The organism is Spirochaetota bacterium (assembly GCA_017999915.1).
Classification (GTDB): Bacteria; Spirochaetota; UBA4802; order UBA4802; family UBA5550; genus RBG-16-49-21.
Map to the genome: position 1 here is coordinate 128,197 of JAGNKX010000009.1, position 20,975 is coordinate 149,171.

Below are 20,975 nucleotides of genomic sequence, written 5' to 3' on the forward strand. Positions count from 1 at the left end.
TAAAAATTAATTCAGCCAATCATCAGTATTGCAGCAAGTCTATTATTTATCAACAGCAACACTGGATAATGAAAAAGAAAATATCAGCCGGTACTGCCAGCCCCTTCGCCTCCATGAAAATCCAGGAAAGGAAAGTGCGCCAGGAGCATATCATTCAGGCGGCTGAGCGCGTCTTTGCGAACAAGCCTTTCAACCAGGTGAGTATCAGGGACATCGCCCGTGAGGCCGGCATTTCCCACGCCGCGATATACCGATATTTTCCCGACCAGCAGACACTCTTCGTCGAGGCCTTTATCAGGGGCGGAGAGAAGATAATCAGCTTCTTCGGCGACCTCATAGACAATAACGAAAAGGTCAGCATTGAGGCAATAACCGACCAGTTCATCACCTATCTCATCGAAGACGACCAGTATTTCAGAATGATGACACACTTCATGCTCGACGGGTCCCTTAACGCGAAATTATTAAAGAGGCTCAACACGACCGAGAGATTGCTATTGGACCAGCTGGAAAAACTTTTCGCCAAGCTCAACGTCAAGGGCGACAAGAGGATGCTCTCTCACGCCTTCTTCGCATCAATGAACGGCGTTCTCATTACCTTCAGGAATTATCCGGGGAGAAGCAAGAAAGACGTGGCGCTCCATATGAGAAAAATAGGGAAAATAATAGCGTCAAAATTTAAAGATTGATCCCAGCGCGCGCAACCCCCGTAGCTTACTGCGGGGTATTTTAACCAGTCGTTCGCTCCCCGCTGTTCACGACCGCGGGGAGTGAACCAGAATCATTGACTTATACACAACTCATCAATTCTTCCCTTCAACTTCAGCCAGCGCCATGTCCTGGTAGGCGTGGAACAAGCGATGGCAAAAATTGTCCCAGCTTCGGCAGACCTCCAGCGTCTTCTCGTCCGGCTGGAAAAGATTGGGATGCGACAGGAGCGATACGGCTTCAGCCGCGAATTTTTTAACGGTGGCGGCGTCCGAATCGGATAACAGGTCGGAAATGAATTCAGCCGGCCCGTACCAGCCTGCGGCTTTTTTAAGGTCGTTGAATATCTGGGTCAGGAGCACATTCCGTGGTCCCTCCCAGAGCTCGTTGATGGCCGAATCCCTGTAAAGCCGCGGCAGGGAGGAAAAATCCTCCATCACGCCGTGGCCCCCGAAGATCGACATGGCCGTTCTGATGACGTCGGTCGAATCCCAGGCGGCGGCTATTTTTTGAAGCATGATAAGCTCGCGGACCTTGAATTTTCTTTTCTTTTGTTCCATGGAATCGCCCGCATCATTATCAAGGCCCAGGAATTCATTATAGAGCTTGAACGCGCCGGCCGAGGTCCTTTTTGTAGCGTTCTCAATATCCCGTAGCTGGACCCTGACGAGGGGGAAATTACCCACAGCCATGCCGAAAGCCTCCCTGAATTCACTGTACTTCTTCGCTTCCCTTGACGCCCGTGACATGAACGCCGCGGCGCTGAGACCGACGGTAAGCCTGGAATAGGTCAGCACGATGCCGACCACATTGGCGACCCCCCTGTCCAGGGGCCCGACGGGATAGGCGACAGCCCCGTTGAAGGTCAGCTCCCCCGTTGTCAGTTCGCTGGTGCCAATTTTCCATTTTATCCTGTCGATCGTGTAGCCGTTGCGGATCTCTTTTTCTTTATTGCCCGGAAGCCACGAAGGCATGACGAAAAGCGCCACCTTTTCAGAGCCGGAAGGCTTGGCCGTTACCACGACATAGTCAGCGTGGGTCGCGGAACAGAAGAACTTGGCGCCGTAGAGTCGCCAGGTATCGCCCTCCTTGACCGCCTCGAGCACATTGGCCGGGACATCGGAGCCGCCGTGTATTTCGGAAAGGTACTGGGCGCCGATGGCCAAATCGCCGTCAATGCCCTCTTTGCAGTGCCGGAGAATCTGATTTGTCTCAGGCGTATCCGCGTATTTCTCAAGGAGCTTCACCAGCCCTTCCGTGCAGGTAACCGGACAGGCGATGCAGGCCTCCCCGTTCTGATAGATGATCATCATTCGAATGAGCTTCACCCAGGGGGAAAACTCGTCGGAAAACAGTTTCTCCCCGAACACTTCCTTTTCCATGATCTCTGTTTCACGGGGACGTACGATCCTGTCGATCCTGTTGTGATGACCGTCGTAATGCGTCATGAACGGCCTTTTTTCAGGAACGGCGATCGACACGGCCATGTCACGCCACCGGAATGACGCTTTTTTCGAAGTCTTTCTCGCTTCACGGTCCGCCTCCTCCCAGGCGGCGCCGGAATAGTGCCTGAGGACTTTCTGCAAGAATAGATCGTCGGCGTAATAATCGACGCCGTTTCTCCATTCCAGGAATGTATTAAAGTCGTATGGATTGTTTCTGTTTGGGAATGACATTTTATTCTCCTTGATGATAACCATTGGTCACTATTGTTACCATTGGTTATTTTTTTGTCAAACTAAAATTTTGCCATTTAATATTGTAATATCCTTGGATTTTCAAATACCCCGCAGCAAGCTGTCATGTATTGTGCCGCTTAATGTTTTGCGCGCAATCCGCCCGATAATACTTTTTACATTGACAGAATAACCTTCATTAATAATCTCTATAACGGTTTATTCAGCATTTATCGCCATCAAGATCTTCCATGAAACGAGGAGCGTGTCATGAAAATAAATTGTATCGTGGTGTTTGGCGAGGTCCAGTGCGAATGACGGAAAACAGCTTCGATAAAAAGGCGGTGAAACGCTTTTACATACTCTTCAACCTGTTCACGGAAGGCATCAGCTTTTTCGTGGTGGTCCCTGTTGTGCTCTTCTACGTGTGGTCCAACATCCAGCTTACACCGGAGCAGCTTGCTCTCTTCAACAGGGTATGGCCCCCCTTTTTCGTCTTCGGCATCGTCTTCGTGCTGGTGAACAACCTCATTGTCCTGGCGCCGGTCCTCAGGTATTTCAAGAAAGCCTCCCGGGGACTGGATGTCCCGGAGGAGGAATACGATCGGGCGCGCAAGCGCTTCTTCAGGCTCCCGATGATTCACGCCGTCGGCGCCCTGTTCCGGTGGCTGCTGCTCCTGTCGCTCCCGGTCCTCGTGTTCAACATCCTTGCCGACCTCACGGTTCCCCAGGCGGTCAACATGTGGCTGGGGCCGCCCCTCTGCTCGATGCTCGGCGTCATGTCCTACTTCACGATAACGGAGCTGTACGTTCAGAGCGTCATCAACAGGGGCGTCTTCGCCGGGAAAAGCGGCGCCGATCACTCGTCCCGCCTGAGCCTGGTGCGGCGGCTCACGGTGCTCTCCGTATCGGCCGTGCTTCTGCCGGTGTTCCTGCTCTTTCTCTTCATTTACATCACGATGGAAACCAACAATATCGGCACCACCCTCCTCTACGTGCGGGTCGGCATCATCATAGGCATCTCGATCCTGTTCGGGCTCTTCACGCCGATCCTCCTCAACCTGGCCATCAGGGATCGGATGAACACCGTGACGGATTTCCTGAAGCGCATCGGCGGCGGCAACCTCGACGCCGCGCCGCGGGAGCTCGTGTCCCATGACGAGTTCAGCGATGTCATCGCCGAGGTGGACGACATGAGGAAGAGGCTCGGCACGGCCCGGGACCTCCTCATCGACATGAACGTCAACCTGGAAAAGAAAGTGGCGGAGCGGACCGAGGAGCTGGAAGCGGCCATGAGCGAGCTGGAGGCCATGAACGACAACCTGATGCGGGTCAACAGGGAGCTCGAGGACACGGAGCGTATCCGAAAAAAAGACATGGCCCTGGCGGCGAGCATTCAGAGCGATTTCCTGCCGAAGGAGCCTCCCTCCTGCAGGTCCTATGACATCGCCTTCGCCTATAATCCCTGGAGCGAGGTATCGGGCGACTTCTTCGATTTTTACGGGAGTGACGGCGAGCTGAAGGGTGCCGGCATTTTCGACGTGTCCGGCCACGGCCTCTCCTCCGGACTCCTGACCCTCCTCTCGAAATCGATCATTTCACGGCATTTTTATTTCCAGAAAGACCGGCCCCTGAGCGTCATCATTGAAAGCATCAACAACGAGATGATCGGGGAATTCGGCCAGATCGACAACTTCATCACGGGAATCCTGCTGAGGTTCATGGATGACCGCGTGGAGTACGTCAACTGCGCCCATCCGGACATTGTCTTCAGGTCCGGGGTCTCCGGCAGGGTGGGGATGATCATGGCCAAATCGGGCGTCGAAAACAAGTCCTCCTTCATCGGCGTGGCCGGCGTCAGCCAGACGTTCCCCTCCCTTTCCCTGAAGCTCGGCCCCGGCGACTGCCTCCTCCTCTATACCGATTGCATGATCGAAACCGCCGGCGTCAGCGGCGAAACCTTCGGCGAATCGGGGATCATGGAGGCGCTGCGAACGGCCCCGAAAGGCTCGGCCCGGGATATCCTGGACCACATCCTGAGGGCATTCGGCGACCACCGCGGCGGCGCTCCCCTCAAGGATGACCTGACCGTTATCATCATACAACGAAAATAGGGAGAGGGCGCCAGGTTTAAATAATCCTGTGAAAAAAATAATTAATGATTGAAATATATTATTTGCATAATGCAATTAGTCAACATAGGGCAGAAGTGCGGGGGGGTCGTCATATCAGCTCGCAGGAGGAGATATACAATGACTGACCCAAAAGATGACAAAAAAACGATTAAGAGCTTTGCTTTAAAGTTCAATATCCGGACCGAGGGACTAAGCTATTTCATCATAGTCCCCCTTATCCTTTTCTACATCTGGTCCAATCTCAGTTTCACCGGCGAGCAGCTCAGCCTGTTAATCAAGGTGGTCGCCATTATCGCCGTGGCATCCGTCTTCACAACGCAGATAAACAACACTATCGCGATACGGCCCATTGTCCGCTACTTCAACAAGATCCTGCGCGGCGACGAATGCACCGATGATGAGTATCAAAAGGCTCATCGCCGCCTGCTCTACCTTCCCCTTATCCACAGCATCGGAGCCTTTTTCAGATGGGTTTTCGCCCTCGGCGGAGTGGTCATACCCATGCAGATCCTGGGCAATACGTCGCCGCAGCAGGATTTCGGCATGTGGATGATGATCGTCATCAACGCCCCCCTGGGGGCCGTCCTCTACTATTTGCTGACCGAGCTCTTCGTCCAGAAGATTCTCCAGACCAATTGCTTCCCGCGGTGGCCCCGGGATAAGATAAAAAACAGGATGAGCCTCCTCACCAAGCTCACCCTGTCTATCCTTATGATATCGTTCCTTCCCTTCTCAATCCTCCTGACATATTTCGTGGGCTTCATGGCGAGCTTCAACGTGGACACGACCATGGTGTACCTGAAGCTCTCCTTCATGGGCCTCATCGGCCTGGGCGGAGCGATCCTTGTCGCCTCGGTGCTCAACAGGACCATCATCAACAAGGTCGCCATCATCCTCAGGTTCCTGAAAAAAGTCGGCGACGGCGACCTCGTGGCCGCGTCCGAAAAAATCGCCATCATGGACGAGCTGACCCTCATCAACATGTCGGTGTTCAAGATGAGGAACAACCTGAAGTCCCTGGTCGAGGCGATCTCCGAAACGGTCGAAACCCTCGATCAATCCAGCGGCGGGCTGGTCAGATCATCGTACAACCAGTCCGACCGGGCCCGCGAGCTGGCGGCCATTATCGAGGAGCTGACCAGCTCCTTCGAGGAAATGGCGGCATCGTCGGAATCGAACATGACCAGCGTCATGAGACAGGTCGAGCAATCGATGTCGGTCAAAAACGACATATCCCTTATAAGCGAGAAGAGCAACATGCTGGCTAAAGAGACCTGGACCCTGAGCGAAAAGGCGAAGGAATCGGTTTCGATCGCGGAGGAAGGAGAAAAGCAGATCAACAAGTCGGTCACCACCATCTCGAACCTCATCGGGTACATGGACACCATTGACCAGACGGCGGGCATGATCAACGACATCGCGGACCAGATCAACCTCCTCGCCCTCAACGCGGCCATCGAGGCGGCGCGGGCCGGGGAGCACGGCAAGGGATTCGCCGTCGTCGCCGACGAGGTCAACAAGCTGGCGGACAGGACCACGGAGCTCGCGAAGATCATAAAAAAAGAGATAAGCGAGCACACGAAGAACATCAATACCGAGCTCTCGCAGATGAGCGGATCTGTGGACACCTTTCACAGCATGAAGGCGAGCATCGGCGCCATCGACCTCGTGATAGGGAAGGTATTCGACTTCACGCAGGACCTCATGAAGATGAACGAGGAGATCAAGCTCAAGATAGACGAGCTGAACGGGATCTCCAGCGACATAAAGAATTCATCGCAGGAACAAAAACACACCAACGACGAGCTCATGAAATCGGTCACCTCGATCAACGCCATTTCACAGTCGACGGCCGAAGAGGCCGCGATAATCCAGGACGCCGCGGCGAAGTTCGGGGACAACTCGAAAGAGCTCCGGTCGGTCGTGTCCCGCTTCAAGATCAAAAACGACTGAGGCCGGGCACCTACACGATCTCGAAGCCGCCGAAGAAGGAGCGTATTCGGCCCATCCTCTCCCGGTCGATCCAGCCCCGCATGTCCGCGGTGCCGGCTGCGGCGCGGCCCAGTATTTCGTTCTTTTCAAACCAGAGTGGATTGTTCTGCAGCAGGCCCACCCTGCGCGCGCCCTGCTCCCTCAGAAAAGCGGCGATGGCGGAAAGGTTTTCATCCGTGGCCGTGCGGCCCGGGATGAGGGGCACCCGGGGCAGCACGGGTATCCCGCCATCCAGGAAGGCGCCGTGCAGTCTCCTGAAATTCTCCAGTATCACGTCATTGGGCCGGCCGCAGAGGCGGCGGTGCTCGTCCGGGTCGATTATCTTGATATCAAAAAAAATCATCTCCAGGTGCGGATAGATACGCTCCATGAAAGCGTCGCGGTTGAAGTGGCCGCAGGTTTCCAGGAGCACGGCGATGCCGCTCTTCCGGAGCTCGCCGGCCAGGCGCGCGGTGAAGTCCATGAACAGGGTCGGCTCTCCCCCTGAAAGGGTGACGCCGCCGCCGGAATTCGCAAAGAAGGGGATGTCTTTCTCCGCGATCCGGACGATCTCCTCCACGGACATCGCCTGTCCCACCGCGGACAGGGCGCCGGAGGGACAGGCGTCGGCGCAGGCCATGCAGAGGGAGCACTTGCCCCGGTCGATAAAATAGGGGTTCTTACGATCCAGCGCCTTTTCCGGGCAGAGGCCGACGCAGGTATCGCAGGCGACGCACTTTTTGCCTTCGAAGGAAAGCTCGATCTCCCGCCGCTGGCTCTCCGGGTTGTGGCACCATTCGCAGGAGAGGGGGCACCCCTTGAAAAAGACCACGGTGCGGATCCCCGGGCCGTCGTCCAGGGAATTCCCTTTTATTTCGAAGATGAGAGGAGCGGGTACTGTCGTATTCATGTTTCTCTTGAAGATACATTCAAGGTTTTTACCGCTTCATCGGGTACTGTAACGGTGGAACGATCCGTATTATCCGCTAAAACTTTTGCCCATGTCAACAGGAAAAATGCTGGACGGGGGCTTCACCATTTGATCTACAATAATAGTTCACGTTAGGTCCATTGTATCCCGTGGGCTTTTACTGATAAGGGGATTTTCCCATATATTAACAATAATACAGGTCAAACTCGATGCTTAAGGGCGAACAGCTGATAAAAAAAATCTCCAATTATATCGACCGCATGCCGCCGCTGCCTACCAGTATCGGCAAAATACTGGAGATATGCCAGAACCCGGCCACGAATCCCAACGACTTGAACAAGGTGATCTCGCTGGACCCGGTGCTCCTGGCGCGGGTGATGAAGCTCATTAACTCGGCCTACTACTCCCTGCCTAACGAGATCACCTCCCTGGTAAGGGCCATCATCATGCTGGGGCTGAACACCATCAAAAACCTGGCCCTCTCCACTGCCGTCCTGGCCAACTCGGGGCTTTCATCAGGCAAAGAACAGGTCATCGACATGGAGGAGTTCTGGCGCCATTCCCTCGGCGTAGGCGTCACCACGAAGTTCATCGCCAGGACGCGTAAAATAGACTCGAAGGAAGAGGAAAACTATTTCATCTGCGGCCTCCTTCACGATATCGGCAAGATCCCGCTGAACAACCAGACGCCAGAATCGTTCCAGGCGGCCCTCGACAAGGCGGACCATGGATTCATCTCGCTGTACCAGGCGGAAATATCGGTCATGGAATTCAACCACTCCATGGCGGGCGGTCTTATCATGGAGGCCTGGAAACTCGGCGATGAGATCCTCGACTCGGCCCGTTTTCATCACAATGTCGGTGAATACCAGGGACGTTTCAAGGATGTCGTTTATACCGTGGCCCTCGCCAACTATTTCGTCAACATAATGGAAATCGGGTTCGCGGGCGACCGCTACCCCGTCAAGCCTCCCGATGAAGTGTTCCGGTATCTGGGAGTGACGTGGGAATCCATCACCGCCCTCGAACCGCAGGTAAAGCAGGAGATCGAGCGGGCAAAGATCTTCCTGAAAATAGCATCCTGACGAAGGGAGGAGCGCGTGAAGATCATCATGTGGGGGACCAGGGGCTCCATTCCCTCCCCCGGTCCGGAAACCGCGAAATACGGCGGGAACACGACCTGCATCGAGCTCCGGTTCGATCCGGGAAACCGTCTCGTCATTATCGACGCGGGCAGCGGCATACGGCCGCTGGGCGGGAAAATCATGGGGACCGATTTCAAACAAGGCCCCATCAAGGCCCAGATATTCGTATCCCACACGCACTGGGACCACATCATGGGGTTCCCCTTTTTCACGCCGATCTATATTCCCACCACCAGGCTCGAGATTTTCGGCCCCGTCACCTTCGAGGACGAGCCGCTGGACAGGGTGATCGGGGGCCAACTCCAGTACCGCTATTTCCCGGTCGCATCCGCGGAGCTCGCGGCCCAGCTAAGCTGGCACCGCCTCCAGGAAACCGAGCTCCATCTTGGAGACGGCATTACGATGAAATCAAAATACCTGAACCATCCGATCGCCTGCCTCGGCTACCGGTTCACCCAGAATGGAAAGACCCTGGTCACCCTCTTCGACCATGAGCCGTTTCGCAATCTCTTCATCACCGATCCCGCCCATCCCGACTACGACGCCGTGGCCGCCGAAGAGGGGAAGAAGGTCGCGGACGAGCAGAACCGGAAAGTGATCGAATTCATGGGCGGCGCGGACATCGTGATCCACGACGCCCAGTACACGCACAAGGAATACCTCGCGGGCAAGCTCGGATGGGGACACTCGTCCTACGAGGTTGCCATCAACTCCGCCGCGAAGGCGGGGGTGAAAACGCTGGTCCTCACCCATCACGACCCGGAGCGGACGGACGCGCAGCTCGACGAGCTCGAGGCGCGCTACCGTGAAATGGCGCGCGGAAAGACCGAAATGAACATACTCTTCGCGAAGGAAGGGATGGAGTTGTAACGGCCCTGCAGTTAAAAACACCCCACTCGTAGCGAAACCTTGGTGCCGTCGCCCCAGGGCCACCATGCGCCGAAGAAAACGGAATCGCCTTCAAGGGCCGTGAAAAGCAGCTGTCCTTTTTGAATGCCCCCGAAGGACTTTGCGGCTGCTTTCTCGGGCTTAGATGCCTTGCCAAGGGACGATGAGTCCCATATGTTGCCAAACAGCCCGGCAATACTTTCCTTTATTTTTTCCGAATCACTTATATTTATGACAACAAGCCACGCATTCATTCTGTCGTCCCTTTCCCATTTATATGAGGAAGGTATCTGCCCGCGCACTTTTTCAAGAAAAGCTTCAAAGTTATCCATATGACGTATCCTTGTTTATTAATTTTTTTACTTTCCTATCAGCATCGGCATAGGGGACAACATGACTCTTATCTGAATCAGTTTATGACAGATGACGGATAATTTCAACACAAAAAGATTTGGCCGGGGGCATTGATGCTTCCGGGCCAAGCGGGTCATAAACGGCCTTACGCGCCCTATTTTTATCTTGCCAATTTCGGCGAACGGCCTTAACATCATTCACGGTTTACGAATTGTCACACGGAGGGCCCCATGAAAAAACTGCTGCTGTCCGTTCTGTTGATCCTCCCCGTATTCCTCATGGCCCATAAGGCGTACCAGAAGGGTCATGATGAGATCATCGAGGAAGCCGACCTGGTCATGACCGCAAAGGTCTCGAAGATAAAAACCTCATCGGGAACATGCTCGACAAGCCACAGCATAGAGCTGGTCCCCGTTGAGATCAGGAAGGGATCGTTCACGAAAAACAGGATAACATTTTCCTACAGCGTCCATTTCTGGAGGCGTGGCATGGGATGCCGCAGCGTTCATTACATCCTCCCTCCGGTCCCGAAGGGCCTCGCCGAGGGACAGGTGGTTATCGCCGCATTTAAAAAGCATGGGGGAGTCCCGGGAGGCTTATGGGGGACGGGAATCTTTGAAACCGGCGAAGCGGATACAGGGAAAAAACCGGATTGATATACTTTGGGACCCGGGGTTCCGGATAAGTTTCTCGAAATTTGATATTCACTCGCTTTATTGCTACTATTAAAGTAATCCCATGTTTAAAGTACGGGGTGCCATATGCCGTGGGTAAAGGATCTCCTTTCTGAAAACAACGAAATCTATCAGCAGATGTTTCTTCAGCATAAGGCGATAATGCTCCTGATTGAGCCCGACTCAGGCAGAATTTTATACGCCAATCACGCCGCCGAGAATTTCTACGGGTACTCAATCGAACAACTCCGCGGCATGTCCATTGCTCAAATAAATATACTGCCGCCGGATGAGGTTAAAGAGGAGCTGATGAGAGCGGTATCGGAAGAAAGGAATTATTTCGAGTTCCCCCATAAACTCGCCAATGGAGAGGTTCATACCGTGGAGGTATACTCCTCCCCCGTCACCATAAAGGGTCAGTCGTTGCTCTTCTCCGTGATTCACGACATTTCCGAACGGAAAAGGATGGAGAAAAAAATCAACGCGCTTCTTGAGGAGAAGGAGCTCATTCTAAGGGAGGTTCATCACCGTATTAAAAACAACATGGGCGCCATTAAAGGCATGATTGCACTGCAGATAAACACCCTGCATGATCAGGAAGCCATTTCCGCGCTACGGGCCGCCGAAAGCCGCATACAGAGCATGGTGGTTCTGTATGACAAGCTTCACATGACGCACTACACGCGCGAATTGAATATCAGTGATTATTTTTCCGACCTCGTGGATGAAATAGTAAGCCTATTCCCGCATAGCGGGTCTGTTAGAGTCCAGAAAGAGATAGAAGACTTCTCCCTTGAGCAAAATCACATTTTTATCATAGGCATCATAATAAACGAGCTCATCACGAACATAATGAAATATGCTTTCATTCCCGATGCGCCGGGGACAATACGATTCAAGGCGAGTGTCAGGGACGCCCATGTTGTGATAGAGATCTCCGACAACGGCCGCGGTTTGCCCGAATCATTCAGCCTGAACAAGCCGCAAGGTTTCGGTCTGCAGCTCATTGTGATGCTGACAGAACAGATGGGGGGAACCATCAAGGCGGAATCCGGCAACGGCTCACGGTTCATTCTGGATTTCCCCCGGGGGTGAACGTTCCGACACTTCAAACAGCTTCTGCCCCCGGTGATTTCAGGCGGCGCGGCCCACAACGCTCTGGCGCATGCCATGCCAGGGAGCTACATGAGCCGTCTGCTGATAAGCGGCTCCAGGGAGGCCAGCGGCTTTCCCCTATGGAAGATGGTGAGCCTGCCCGTGCTTTCGGAAACGACAACGGACACGGCCGCGGTTTCAAGCGTGATCCCGGCACCAGCGCGGTGCCTCGCCCCGAGTCCCCGGAATGAGCTCGACTTCTTTCCTCCCGCATCGAGATGGCGCCCCGCCGCCTCAACTTTTCCGTCGGCAGAAACCACAATCGCCCCATCGAGCTTGGCGAGCTCCTTGAGACTCTCCACGACCTCGGGCCGCGAGATCATCCTTTCTTTCTTATCATAGCCCCTGAACGGATTAAAGACCGCCTGGTGCGAATGCTTCATCACCGTATTGGAATCCCCTATCACGAAAATCGTGCCGACGGGTTTCCCTTCCCTGCCCAGGGCCCCCACATCGAGGGCAATGTCGATCACGGCCATGATCGTATGGAAAAAACCGGTGTCAAACAGCGGTTTCACTTCGAACGGAAATTCCTCGCTCCACGAGAGTGAAAGATCATGTATCGTAACGGTATCGAGATGGCTTTTGCCCGATGGCCCCAGGACGCAGACAATCCTGTCCTCCGGCGTGATAACCCCGTCGTAAACCCCCTGGAGAAAGGCGTACTTTATGCGGGAAAAGCGGCTCTGGTTGCCCGGCCAGTTCCTGATCACCCCGGAGGCCTTTTTCGCAAGCGCCTTTTCGCTAAAGGCCAGGGCGCGCGGAACCACGACCGCCATTCGGCTGTCTCCGTAAAATTTCTGCCGTGAAAACCATTTGCAGTCCGATACGGTATCGAGAAAAATGAATATATGCCCGCACCCGGCCTTTTCGGCGATACCGATCGCGCTTTCCACCATGACGCTCCGCTGGTCCATCAATCCTCCAAACAGGGGCAGTATGCATACATCACTGAATTATGTAAATTATTTAACCGGATGAACCGTTACAGGCGGGTAATATTTTGAGAACCCCACAATAGGATCATTGATCTAACGGTATGAGGCTTGAATGCGCCCAAGGGGGACAGTATAAAAGTGCTTTTAATTCCGGCAGTCCCCTGATACAATAGCTCAGCCTGACGGTGTCATATCATCCATTATAATAAAGTATTGGAGCATGCACTATGAAAACCACGTTGTCCATACTGTTGATAATGCTGGCCCTGTATGCCGGGATCGGCCGCCATCCCCTGGTCCGGGCGGAACAGAAGCGAGAAGTAACGCCGGTCTCGAAGGTGGACCGCGTCATGGTCTACCATGACCGCGCCCTGGTGACGCGCGTGGCTCCGTGCGGCGACCTGGAGGCAGGGGCCTACGAGATCCTGTTCAACAACATGCCGTCCCTGCTCCTGGACGACAGCGTCCGGGCGAGGTCGACCCGGGGCGACGTCAAGATCCTGGATGTCGAGGTGCGCACCAGCCACCTGGAACAATCGCCCGACAGCGACGTGTTAAAGGCCCAGCAGCATCTTCAGGAGCTTGAGTACAGGCGAAAAACGGCGGATAACCGCATTGCCGTGCTAAAACGCGCGGCGGAATACCTCGACGGCGTGAGTGAAAGCTTCCTCGGGGTTCCGGCGCACGCCGCCAAGGGAGGCGGCGCCAGGGCCCTGGGACTGCAGTATAAGACAAGGCTGGCGGTCGAGGATTACGACCGCATGCTATCCTACCTCCAGAAGAAGCAGATGGAGAACGCCGCGGCGCTCCAGTCGGAGGAGCAGGCCCTGGACGGCCTGGATAAAAAGATCGCCCTGGCGAAGGAAAAGCTCACAAAAATGCAGGGCGCCTTCAATACCCTGACACGAAAAAAGTTCATCAAGGTGACCGTTGAAGTGCAGCAGCGGGGGCCCGTTATCATGGAAGTGTCATACCTCAACCGGAACATCTCCTGGAACCCGGGATACGATATCCGCGTTTTCACCGAGGAGAAAAGGACCGATTTTACCGGATACGGGGTCGTCGCGCAAAGCAGCGGTGAATCATGGGAAAACGCGAAAATTTCCTTTTCAACGGCGCAGCCCGCGGTGCGGGGCTATCTCCCGGAGCTGATACCGGTGTACGCCACGCTCTCATCGAAAATGCCTCAGGGGTCTTCCCGCAAGGGCAGGGACCGCTACGCTTCCCAGCAGCAGCTCAACAAGGCCATCCTTGACAATATCGACGGGATGGGCGGCAAAAGCGGGAAACGGGGCGACGAGGCGATCAGCGACACGTCTCCTGAACGGGGCGCGGAGCGCAAGGTGGGATCCCTTGTTTTTCATGTCCCCAAGCGCGCCGATATCCCGAGCGACGGGTCCCCCCACCGGACCCCCATCAGCAGGCATGCGCTGCCGGTGAAATTCGAGTACCTCTGCATCCCGAAACTGAACACCCACGCGTTTCTCCAGGCGGTGGGATCCAACACGCTGGACACGCCGATCCTCAGGGGCGACCTCAACATCTTCATGGGGAATGATTTCGTCGGGTCCTCGTTCACCGACAATATCCTTCCGGGCCAGAATTTCGAGCTGATCCTGAGCGTCAACGAAAACATCCGGGTCACCCGCTCGCTGGAGGAAAAGGAGGAGATAGAGCCGGGGTTCCTGGGCAACACGAAAAAGATCAATTACAGGTTCTTGATCAAGATCGAAAATTACAGCGGCGGCGACATCACCATGAACATCTTCGACCAGCTGCCGGTGAGCAGGACCAGCGAGATCGAGATAAAGAACGTCGAGTTCTCCCACGCGCCGCAGGTGCGGGACAAGAAGGGCATCTGCAAGTGGCAATTCCCGATGAAATCGAAAGAGACGGTGAACCTTAATTTCTCGTTCACGGTCACGGTCCCCAAGGGCCAGGAAGCGGCGTTCTTCCGGACCCACCTGGCCCCTTCGACCTATCTGGAGCAGCTGTCCCGGGGCGCGGCGGAGGAATATGACGCTGAAGAATACCAGAAGCAGGAAAAGGCGCCGGCCCTGAGGACGAAGAAGTACTGATACGGGCTTGGTAGTAACGGCAAAAATCTGAAAAAGCGCTTGTCCGAAACGTTTTGCTTGCAATGGGGCTTCAGTAGCGCCATAATCATTTCAGACAATGCCCATTGCGTCACGTGCTACCTGGTAGCACAAGGGCCTTTTCCTATATTACGATTTTATCAGATAATCTTTGATACAGACAACAGTTGAGGGCTTGAATTCAGGAAATAACCGATTATGCGGAAACTTTTTCGATTTGCAATGAAATACCACTGATTCTGTTGTCTTCAGGCTTATATGACAAGAGCTCAATGCCTATGGGTTCATTAGTATCAGAGTCCTTGATCAAAATAATTCCATCATCCAATTCAGTGCATAGCTGATTCTTTCTGGGAGTTTGCCAGAAAATGGTCATGAGCTCAGTTTCAGGTTCAAAAAACACCTTTATTTCCGCCATACAGTTTCCCCTTCTTTGATTCTATCAGTAATATACGCAGTAACAAGGAAACCTTCAAGTCCAATTCTTTTTGTTACCGCGCAAAGCCAATATTTTTCACTTTCAGAATAGAATAAAAAGATCAGTTCGTCCCGTTTGCTTTTTCATATTTCAGTCGGTTTTTGGATCGTATTTTTAATATCGTCTAATTTTCCTTCAAGTTCCGGATGTTTTCTCAGTAATTTGTGCCAATATTCACCGGTCGTGTGAATAGTAAATTTAAGCGGTGTCATTATTTCAAAAAGATATACATCCATACATGCCCACGTTCATTGTTGGTGAATTTTAAATATATTCCCAAGATATTATAAAAAATCAAGTAAAAATATTTATGAAAATCATTCAATGATTGGGTGGTAGCACAAGGGCTTTTATACCGGATGATGAACCTGAAGGGCGCTCCCATTACCTTCATCAGCGCGGGGATGGTCGCCCTGGGTTCTGCGGATTTTCGGGAATGAAGATATAGATTAGTCCTTAACTACTTCATCGGTGTTTGCAGTTTCATCAATATTTTCGGAAGGTATATCGGTGTCTGATTTTTTGTTTAATCTTTTCTGCCGTTTTTCATCCTGCTTTTTTTTCTTGGCAATATCTTTCTGTCGTTTTTCATACTGATAGTTGTTTCTGGCCAATGTCTTAATCCTTAATTTTAATATTACTGATGCCATTCCGGAAAATTGGGTAATTCTCCGGAAGGGAAATAATAGCATGCATCAGCTTGTTAATACCGCTGGGTCCTGCGCGGCCTATCTTCTTTGGGCTTGGCAATATTAACATTAATGCTTCTCCCCTCGATTTCTTTTCCATTCAACTGCCTGATGGCCTCCTCGCCCTCAGCCTGGTTCGGCATTTCAACAAATCCAAATCCCTTTGAACGACCGGTGTCTCTGTCGCTGACAATTTTACTTTCCGCAACCGTCCCGAAATCACTGAACAATTTCCTGAGATCTTCATCCGTCATCTTGTACGACAGGTTTCCCACATAGATATTCATCTTCATTTTCTCCATACGTGTATTTCTGATCAAATTTTAAGGCCCCTGTCCAGAACCTTTTCTATTGACATGGGGGTATTGTAGTTCAGATAAGGCTCATTGTCTCATATCATGCCTGAAAGTGCAAGTACCTTTTTCCCGGATGATTGATTAAGCTGACATCAGGGCTGTCGTATTGTTACATCGAAGGGGGCCTCACGGCATCCGGCTTTCCTATTCAATTGGGACAACATCCTGCGGGCAGGCGGCAATCCTCACACCCCGTACTCCGCCCGCTCGATCAGCTCGATCTGCATCTCCCGGTTGAGAGTCACGAAATAGGCGTTGTAGCCCGATATGCGCACGATGAGGTTCCGGTAGTTCTCCGGGTGGGCCATGGCGTCGCGCAGGACCGCCGAGGAGACCACGTTCATCTGCATCTGCATCCCCCCCAGGTCGAAGTAGGTCCTCACGTAGGAGAACATGTTGTTCACCATGGCCTCGTGGGTGTCGCTCGGGCCCGGCACGATCTTCACGTTGAAGGCGATGTTGTTGTTCATGGTCTTCGGGTCGAGGCGCGCCACGTCGCGGATGTTGTCCAGGAGGCTCTTCGACGCGTTCGGCTCCGGCGTGAGACCCGGCGTGAAGGCCTTGCCCGCGAGCCTTCCCGACGGGAGGGCGCCGGTCATGTTGCCGAAAATCACGTGGTTCGACATGGACCAGAAACCGGCCGTGTAGCGGCCTCCCCGGTAGTTCTCATGGGCGAAGTACGCGTCATGGGCGAACCGCGCCACGCGCTGGGCCATGGCCAGGGCCTCTTCGCTGCCTGAACCGAAGCGCGGCACCCGGCTCATCACCATGGCATGCACCTGGGGATATCCCTCGTAGTTCGCGTCGATGGCCTCCTTGAATTCCGGGAGCGTGATCCTCTTCTCTTCGTACACCAGTGTCTTCACCGCCATGAGAGAATCGGTGATGTCCGCCAGGCCGATGCAGGCCGCGCCGGAACTGTTGTAGGTGGCCCCGCCCTTTGTCACGTCGACTCCCTTTGTAATGGGTCCCTCGATCAGAGCCGATAGCAGGGGCGTCGGCCGCAGGTACTGGTGGGCCTTCCCGAGCATGTTGTTGTATTCGATGGAATTGTCGATGAGGAACTTGAACTGTTTCGTGAAGGCGCCGTAGAAATCCTCGAAGGTCCCGAAGCTCCCGGTCTCAACCGCGCCGGTGGCGGGCCCCGCCTTCCAGTTCATGAGGGGATGGCGGCCGTCGTTCAGGGCCATCTCCAGGGCCGCCACCATGTTCATCATCATGCAGTTGGTGTGGCCGATGTGCCTGCCCGACAGGGTGGGCTCCACGCACCCGGTGGCGGACCAGTCGCGCAGGTGCCGGGGATCGTAGTTGAACTCCTCCAGGGAGGCCATGACCGCCGTGTCGCTGTGGAGGGACGGTGTGGCCGTCGTCATCAGGTTAACCTCGCAGAGGCGCTTCAGGTAAGCCTCGCTGTTCTTCTCCCGGTTGAAGCGGGCGTTCACGTTGGGGTCCCTGATGCTGAGCATCTCCGTCACCTTCAGGAAGATGTAGGTCATGTCACAGACCGCGTCCCCGCCGTCCGGCGTGACGCCGCCCAGGGTGATGGCCTGGTCCGAGGAGCTGCCGCCGAAGAGGTAGTTGCCGATGTCCGGCACCAGGGGGAGATGGTCGGTGCAGCGCATGTAGAAGCACCCGACGAGATCGATGGCCCTCCTGACACAGGCGTCGCGCTCCTCCCTGGTCGCGCACTTCGCCATGTCCGCCTCGAAATAGGGCTGGAACCACTGGTCCATCCTTCCCAGGGAGAGGCCGGCGTTGGTGCTCTCCATGTGGAGCCCCACCCACCCGATCCACGCCGCGTTGACAGCCTCGTCCAGGGTGTCGCAGGGCCGCTCCGACACCTTCACGCAAATCTCGGCAAGGCGGAGCAGCTCCTTTTTCCGCGCGGGGTCCTTCTCCGCGCCAGCCTCCAGCGCCGCCTGCTTCGACAGGTTCTTCGCATAGGCTGCAAGGCCCTCCAGGCAGAGGATCATGGCCTCCAGTAGATTTTTCTTGGCGCTATCAGATGGCGGCGTCTTCGCCATCTCGGCGCGGATCTCATCGATATATCCGCTTGTCCCGACCCTGAGGAGCTTCGGGAAATCGGCTATGGTGTGGGACAGGGCCACGGTCTTCCAGAGGAAATACACGGCAAAGCGCTCGTCGATGCGCTGGCACAGGGGATTGCCGTACTCCTTCCGCACCCACTCCCGGAAATTGCGATCCACCCAGAAGGGGAACACCTCCCGGTGCAGTATCCGCCTCGACTCCTCCGAGATAGCGTAGGAGTTGAGCTCCCGGTCCCCCACGTTGCCGAGCTCGCTCCAGAGCATGGTGCCCACCGCGTCAGGATAGATGATGACGCCGATCTCCCTCATGGTGGAGGTGCCGGCCACAAGGTCGTCCTTCCTGATGATGGGCATTCGGTTCTCCATCATGTACCTATAGGCATGGGCCTGGCGGAGCTCCGGCGGCCACTCGGCGCCGTCCATTTTCTTCTCGAAGCCGTTCTCGCGAAACCACCGGGTCATGAGCAGCGCCCGCTCGTGGCAGATCTCCGGCTTGGTGGTGAAATGCAGGTCCAGGAATTTCTTCAGGCGGGGAAAATCGGCCAGCGAATATTCGGGAAGATACTGGTCCTCAAGGCACTTGACGCCGGGGTCCCGGGCCGGGGCCTTCAGCATCCCCTCGCGCACCTTCTTCTCCGCCGGCGCAGGCCTGATGTCACTCTTCATGGAATCGGCCAGCTTCTGGCGGCCGTGGTCCCGGATCAATTTATCCTGCATCTTTTTATGCTTTTTATACAGGAGCTGCGAGATCAGAAAATTGAAGACATTGGGATACACGAAGTTCCCCTCGATGCGGAGGCGGCCCTTGATTAAAAATAAAACCATTTCATTGGGGGGCAGATTGATCGCCTCCCTGATGGAGGCGCCGTCCTTGAAGACCAGGACCGAATCAGCGTCGGCGGGAATGCCCTTCATGACCGTGACCGATCCATCCCGAAACCTGATGGCGCTCTCCACGGCTGCGTCCTCGGTGCGCACCCCGATGGTGAAGTTAATCCATCCGTCATCGCTTCCCAGGAGGGCCCGCTTCGTAGGCTGCCGGTTGTAGATCGCCGCCATCATGTGGAGCAGGAACCTGACAAGGATGTTGGTGGAATTCATGGAAGTACCTCTATTTTCAGAATCAGATTCATAATCCCTATCATTGCGAGGAGCCCCTCGACAGGCTCGGGATAAACTCCGCGACGAAGTATGCCTCGACAGTTCGACAGGCTCACTGCATCGCTCCGCTTGGCAACCAGCTGTACCCCGAGCGAAGTCGAGGGGCGCTTCGCTGTGCTCGCGATGACACAACCAATAAAAACAGCTTTCCTACTAAATCACTGATATAATAATTATACCCAAGGCTAAATATTAATCGACCGTAATTATAAAGTCATACTATTTTTTGCACAAGTTAAAATTTCATTCTCCCCTCGATAGGTACCTGCCTGAAGATTTCAGCCTTACGATTCAAAAGTCTTGACAAAAAACTAAACCGGGTTGTAATAATAGATAAAAGACGATTATGGTGAAGTTACTTTCATCCTTTTCGTCTTTTCCCCTTCCAAATAAATATATATATAAAGTCTTCCGGAGGTCTCATGAAATCTCAATTAAAACCGATTTCCATACTACTGCTGTGCGTCGCCCTTGGATTCATCTCATGCGATAAGGAAAAAAAGGACGACACGAAAAATCTCTTCATGGCGCTCCTTCTCAACTCACCGCGGGTCTATGGCCAGTCCGGCAACTTAACCACCAGTGATGAGAACAAGGGCGGAGTGACTCCCAACAGTCTCAATAGTCCCTATGGTGTTGCCGTCGACGCCGGCGGGGTCTATATTACGGATTCGGGCAACAACCGCGTGTTGTATTATGCCTGGTCAAGCACCACGGCGACCCGCGTTTACGGCCAGCCGGATTTTGTCAGCAGTACATCCAATAACGGCGGTGTAAGCGCTACCAGTTTGAGTATTCCCCGCGGCATTGCGGTCGATGCCGGCGGTGTGTATATTGCGGACAGCCCCAACAACCGCGTGTTATACTATGCCGGCACAAGCACCACGGCGACCCGCGTCTATGGCCAGCCCAATTTTACGAGTAACACCGCCAACAGGGGTGGAGCGAACCCGGACGCAGACAGTTTATCCGGTCCCTACGGTGTAGAGGTCGATGCGAGTGGGGTGTATATTACCGAATATTGGAACAATCGCGTACTCTATTATCCAGGCACAAGCACCACGGCAATCCGTGTCTATGGACAGGGCGGGGACTTTACCACCGCTGTTGAAAATAAGGGCGGGTTGAGTGCAAACAGCTTAAGACGCCCCTATGGCGTGGCGGTCGATGCAGGCGGGGTGTACATTGCCGATTCGCAAAACAGCCGTATGCTCTACTATGAAGGTACAAGTACAACTGCGACCCGCGTCTATGGACAACCAAATTTTACCAGCAACACTGTCAATAACGGCGGGATAGGCGCGGGCAGCTTAAATACCCCCTCTGACGTATTTGTTGCCGCCGGCGGGATCTATATCTCAGATGGCGTCAACCATCGCGTGTTATATTACGCAGGCACAAGCACCACGGCTACCCGCGTCTATGGCCAGCCCGACTTTATCAGTAATACTGCAAATAACGGCGGGATCAGCGCAACCAGCTTAAATTGGCCCTATGGCCTGGTTCTCGGCTGGGGAAGGCTGTTTATCGCGGATTACAGCAACAACCGGGTGATCATGTATTAATGATGCG

Annotated in this window: 17 protein-coding genes; 9 read left to right on the forward strand and 8 right to left on the reverse strand. The window is 54.2% G+C overall.

Features of this window, described 5'->3' with window-relative positions; all coding sequences use genetic code 11:
* The first annotated feature begins 68 nt into the window (after positions 1–68).
* The gene (locus KA369_14235) at positions 69–689 is read left to right on the forward strand and encodes a TetR/AcrR family transcriptional regulator (GenBank protein ID MBP7737133.1); all 621 of its coding nucleotides are present in this window, start codon (positions 69–71) and stop codon (positions 687–689) included.
* A 114-nt stretch (positions 690–803) separates the two neighbouring features.
* Here the strand turns inward: KA369_14235 and KA369_14240 are convergent, their stop codons facing one another.
* A complete protein-coding gene (locus KA369_14240) occupies positions 804–2,384 on the reverse strand; it encodes an acyl-CoA dehydrogenase family protein (protein MBP7737134.1) in 1,581 nt (526 codons plus the stop codon).
* A 314-nt stretch (positions 2,385–2,698) separates the two neighbouring features.
* Between KA369_14240 and KA369_14245 the strand changes: the two genes are divergently transcribed.
* Together KA369_14245 and KA369_14250 are read left to right on the forward strand one after the other, a co-directional pair.
* On the forward strand, positions 2,699–4,498 hold the full coding sequence (locus tag KA369_14245; protein ID MBP7737135.1) for a SpoIIE family protein phosphatase: 1,800 nt from the start codon (positions 2,699–2,701) through the stop codon (positions 4,496–4,498).
* A gap of 138 nt (positions 4,499–4,636) precedes the next feature.
* Positions 4,637–6,472 (forward strand): hypothetical protein, encoded by a 1,836-nt coding sequence (locus KA369_14250; protein MBP7737136.1) that lies wholly within the window; start codon positions 4,637–4,639, stop codon positions 6,470–6,472.
* Positions 6,473–6,482: 10 nt separating this feature from the next.
* Here the strand turns inward: KA369_14250 and KA369_14255 are convergent, their stop codons facing one another.
* Positions 6,483–7,400 carry a glycyl-radical enzyme activating protein gene (locus KA369_14255; protein MBP7737137.1) on the reverse strand — a complete coding sequence of 306 codons (918 nt, stop codon included), beginning with the start codon at positions 7,398–7,400 and terminating at the stop codon, positions 6,483–6,485.
* Between the two features lie 230 nt (positions 7,401–7,630).
* Between KA369_14255 and KA369_14260 the strand changes: the two genes are divergently transcribed.
* Together KA369_14260 and KA369_14265 are read left to right on the forward strand one after the other, a co-directional pair.
* Positions 7,631–8,506, forward strand: a complete 876-nt coding sequence (locus KA369_14260; protein ID MBP7737138.1) for an HDOD domain-containing protein — start codon at positions 7,631–7,633, stop codon at positions 8,504–8,506.
* A 27-nt stretch (positions 8,507–8,533) separates the two neighbouring features.
* Positions 8,534–9,436, forward strand: a complete 903-nt coding sequence (locus KA369_14265; GenBank protein ID MBP7737139.1) for an MBL fold metallo-hydrolase — start codon at positions 8,534–8,536, stop codon at positions 9,434–9,436.
* 11 nt (positions 9,437–9,447) lie between these two features.
* Here the strand turns inward: KA369_14265 and KA369_14270 are convergent, their stop codons facing one another.
* Entirely contained in the window at positions 9,448–9,786 is a 339-nt protein-coding gene (locus tag KA369_14270) for a hypothetical protein (protein MBP7737140.1), read from the reverse strand.
* A 252-nt stretch (positions 9,787–10,038) separates the two neighbouring features.
* Here KA369_14270 and KA369_14275 point away from each other — a divergent pair, with 252 nt between their 5' ends.
* Together KA369_14275 and KA369_14280 are read left to right on the forward strand one after the other, a co-directional pair.
* The gene (locus KA369_14275; protein MBP7737141.1) at positions 10,039–10,464 is read left to right on the forward strand and encodes a hypothetical protein; all 426 of its coding nucleotides are present in this window, start codon (positions 10,039–10,041) and stop codon (positions 10,462–10,464) included.
* Positions 10,465–10,569: 105 nt separating this feature from the next.
* Positions 10,570–11,577, forward strand: a complete 1,008-nt coding sequence (locus tag KA369_14280) for a PAS domain S-box protein (protein ID MBP7737142.1) — start codon at positions 10,570–10,572, stop codon at positions 11,575–11,577.
* Between the two features lie 86 nt (positions 11,578–11,663).
* Here KA369_14280 and KA369_14285 read toward each other — a convergent pair whose 3' ends face one another.
* Positions 11,664–12,554 carry a diadenylate cyclase gene (locus KA369_14285; GenBank protein MBP7737143.1) on the reverse strand — a complete coding sequence of 297 codons (891 nt, stop codon included), beginning with the start codon at positions 12,552–12,554 and terminating at the stop codon, positions 11,664–11,666.
* A gap of 248 nt (positions 12,555–12,802) precedes the next feature.
* On the opposite strand from KA369_14285, the gene KA369_14290 reads away from it, so the two are divergent.
* Positions 12,803–14,653 carry a mucoidy inhibitor MuiA family protein gene (locus KA369_14290; GenBank protein ID MBP7737144.1) on the forward strand — a complete coding sequence of 617 codons (1,851 nt, stop codon included), beginning with the start codon at positions 12,803–12,805 and terminating at the stop codon, positions 14,651–14,653.
* 214 nt (positions 14,654–14,867) lie between these two features.
* On the opposite strand, the gene KA369_14295 is transcribed toward KA369_14290, so the two are convergent.
* The 4 genes from KA369_14295 to KA369_14310 all read right to left on the reverse strand — a co-directional run bounded on the left by KA369_14295 (position 14,868) and on the right by KA369_14310 (position 19,343).
* Positions 14,868–15,089, reverse strand: coding sequence for a hypothetical protein (locus KA369_14295; GenBank protein ID MBP7737145.1), 222 nt, complete (start codon positions 15,087–15,089; stop codon positions 14,868–14,870).
* A gap of 509 nt (positions 15,090–15,598) precedes the next feature.
* Positions 15,599–15,763: a hypothetical protein gene (locus tag KA369_14300; protein MBP7737146.1), complete on the reverse strand. Its 165-nt coding sequence runs from the start codon at positions 15,761–15,763 to the stop codon at positions 15,599–15,601.
* An 89-nt stretch (positions 15,764–15,852) separates the two neighbouring features.
* Entirely contained in the window at positions 15,853–16,125 is a 273-nt protein-coding gene (locus KA369_14305; protein ID MBP7737147.1) for an RNA-binding protein, read from the reverse strand.
* A gap of 254 nt (positions 16,126–16,379) precedes the next feature.
* On the reverse strand, positions 16,380–19,343 hold the full coding sequence (locus KA369_14310; GenBank protein ID MBP7737148.1) for a formate acetyltransferase: 2,964 nt from the start codon (positions 19,341–19,343) through the stop codon (positions 16,380–16,382).
* Positions 19,344–19,825: 482 nt separating this feature from the next.
* Here KA369_14310 and KA369_14315 point away from each other — a divergent pair, with 482 nt between their 5' ends.
* Positions 19,826–20,968 carry an NHL repeat-containing protein gene (locus KA369_14315; GenBank protein ID MBP7737149.1) on the forward strand — a complete coding sequence of 381 codons (1,143 nt, stop codon included), beginning with the start codon at positions 19,826–19,828 and terminating at the stop codon, positions 20,966–20,968.
* The last annotated feature ends 7 nt before the right edge of the window (positions 20,969–20,975 follow it).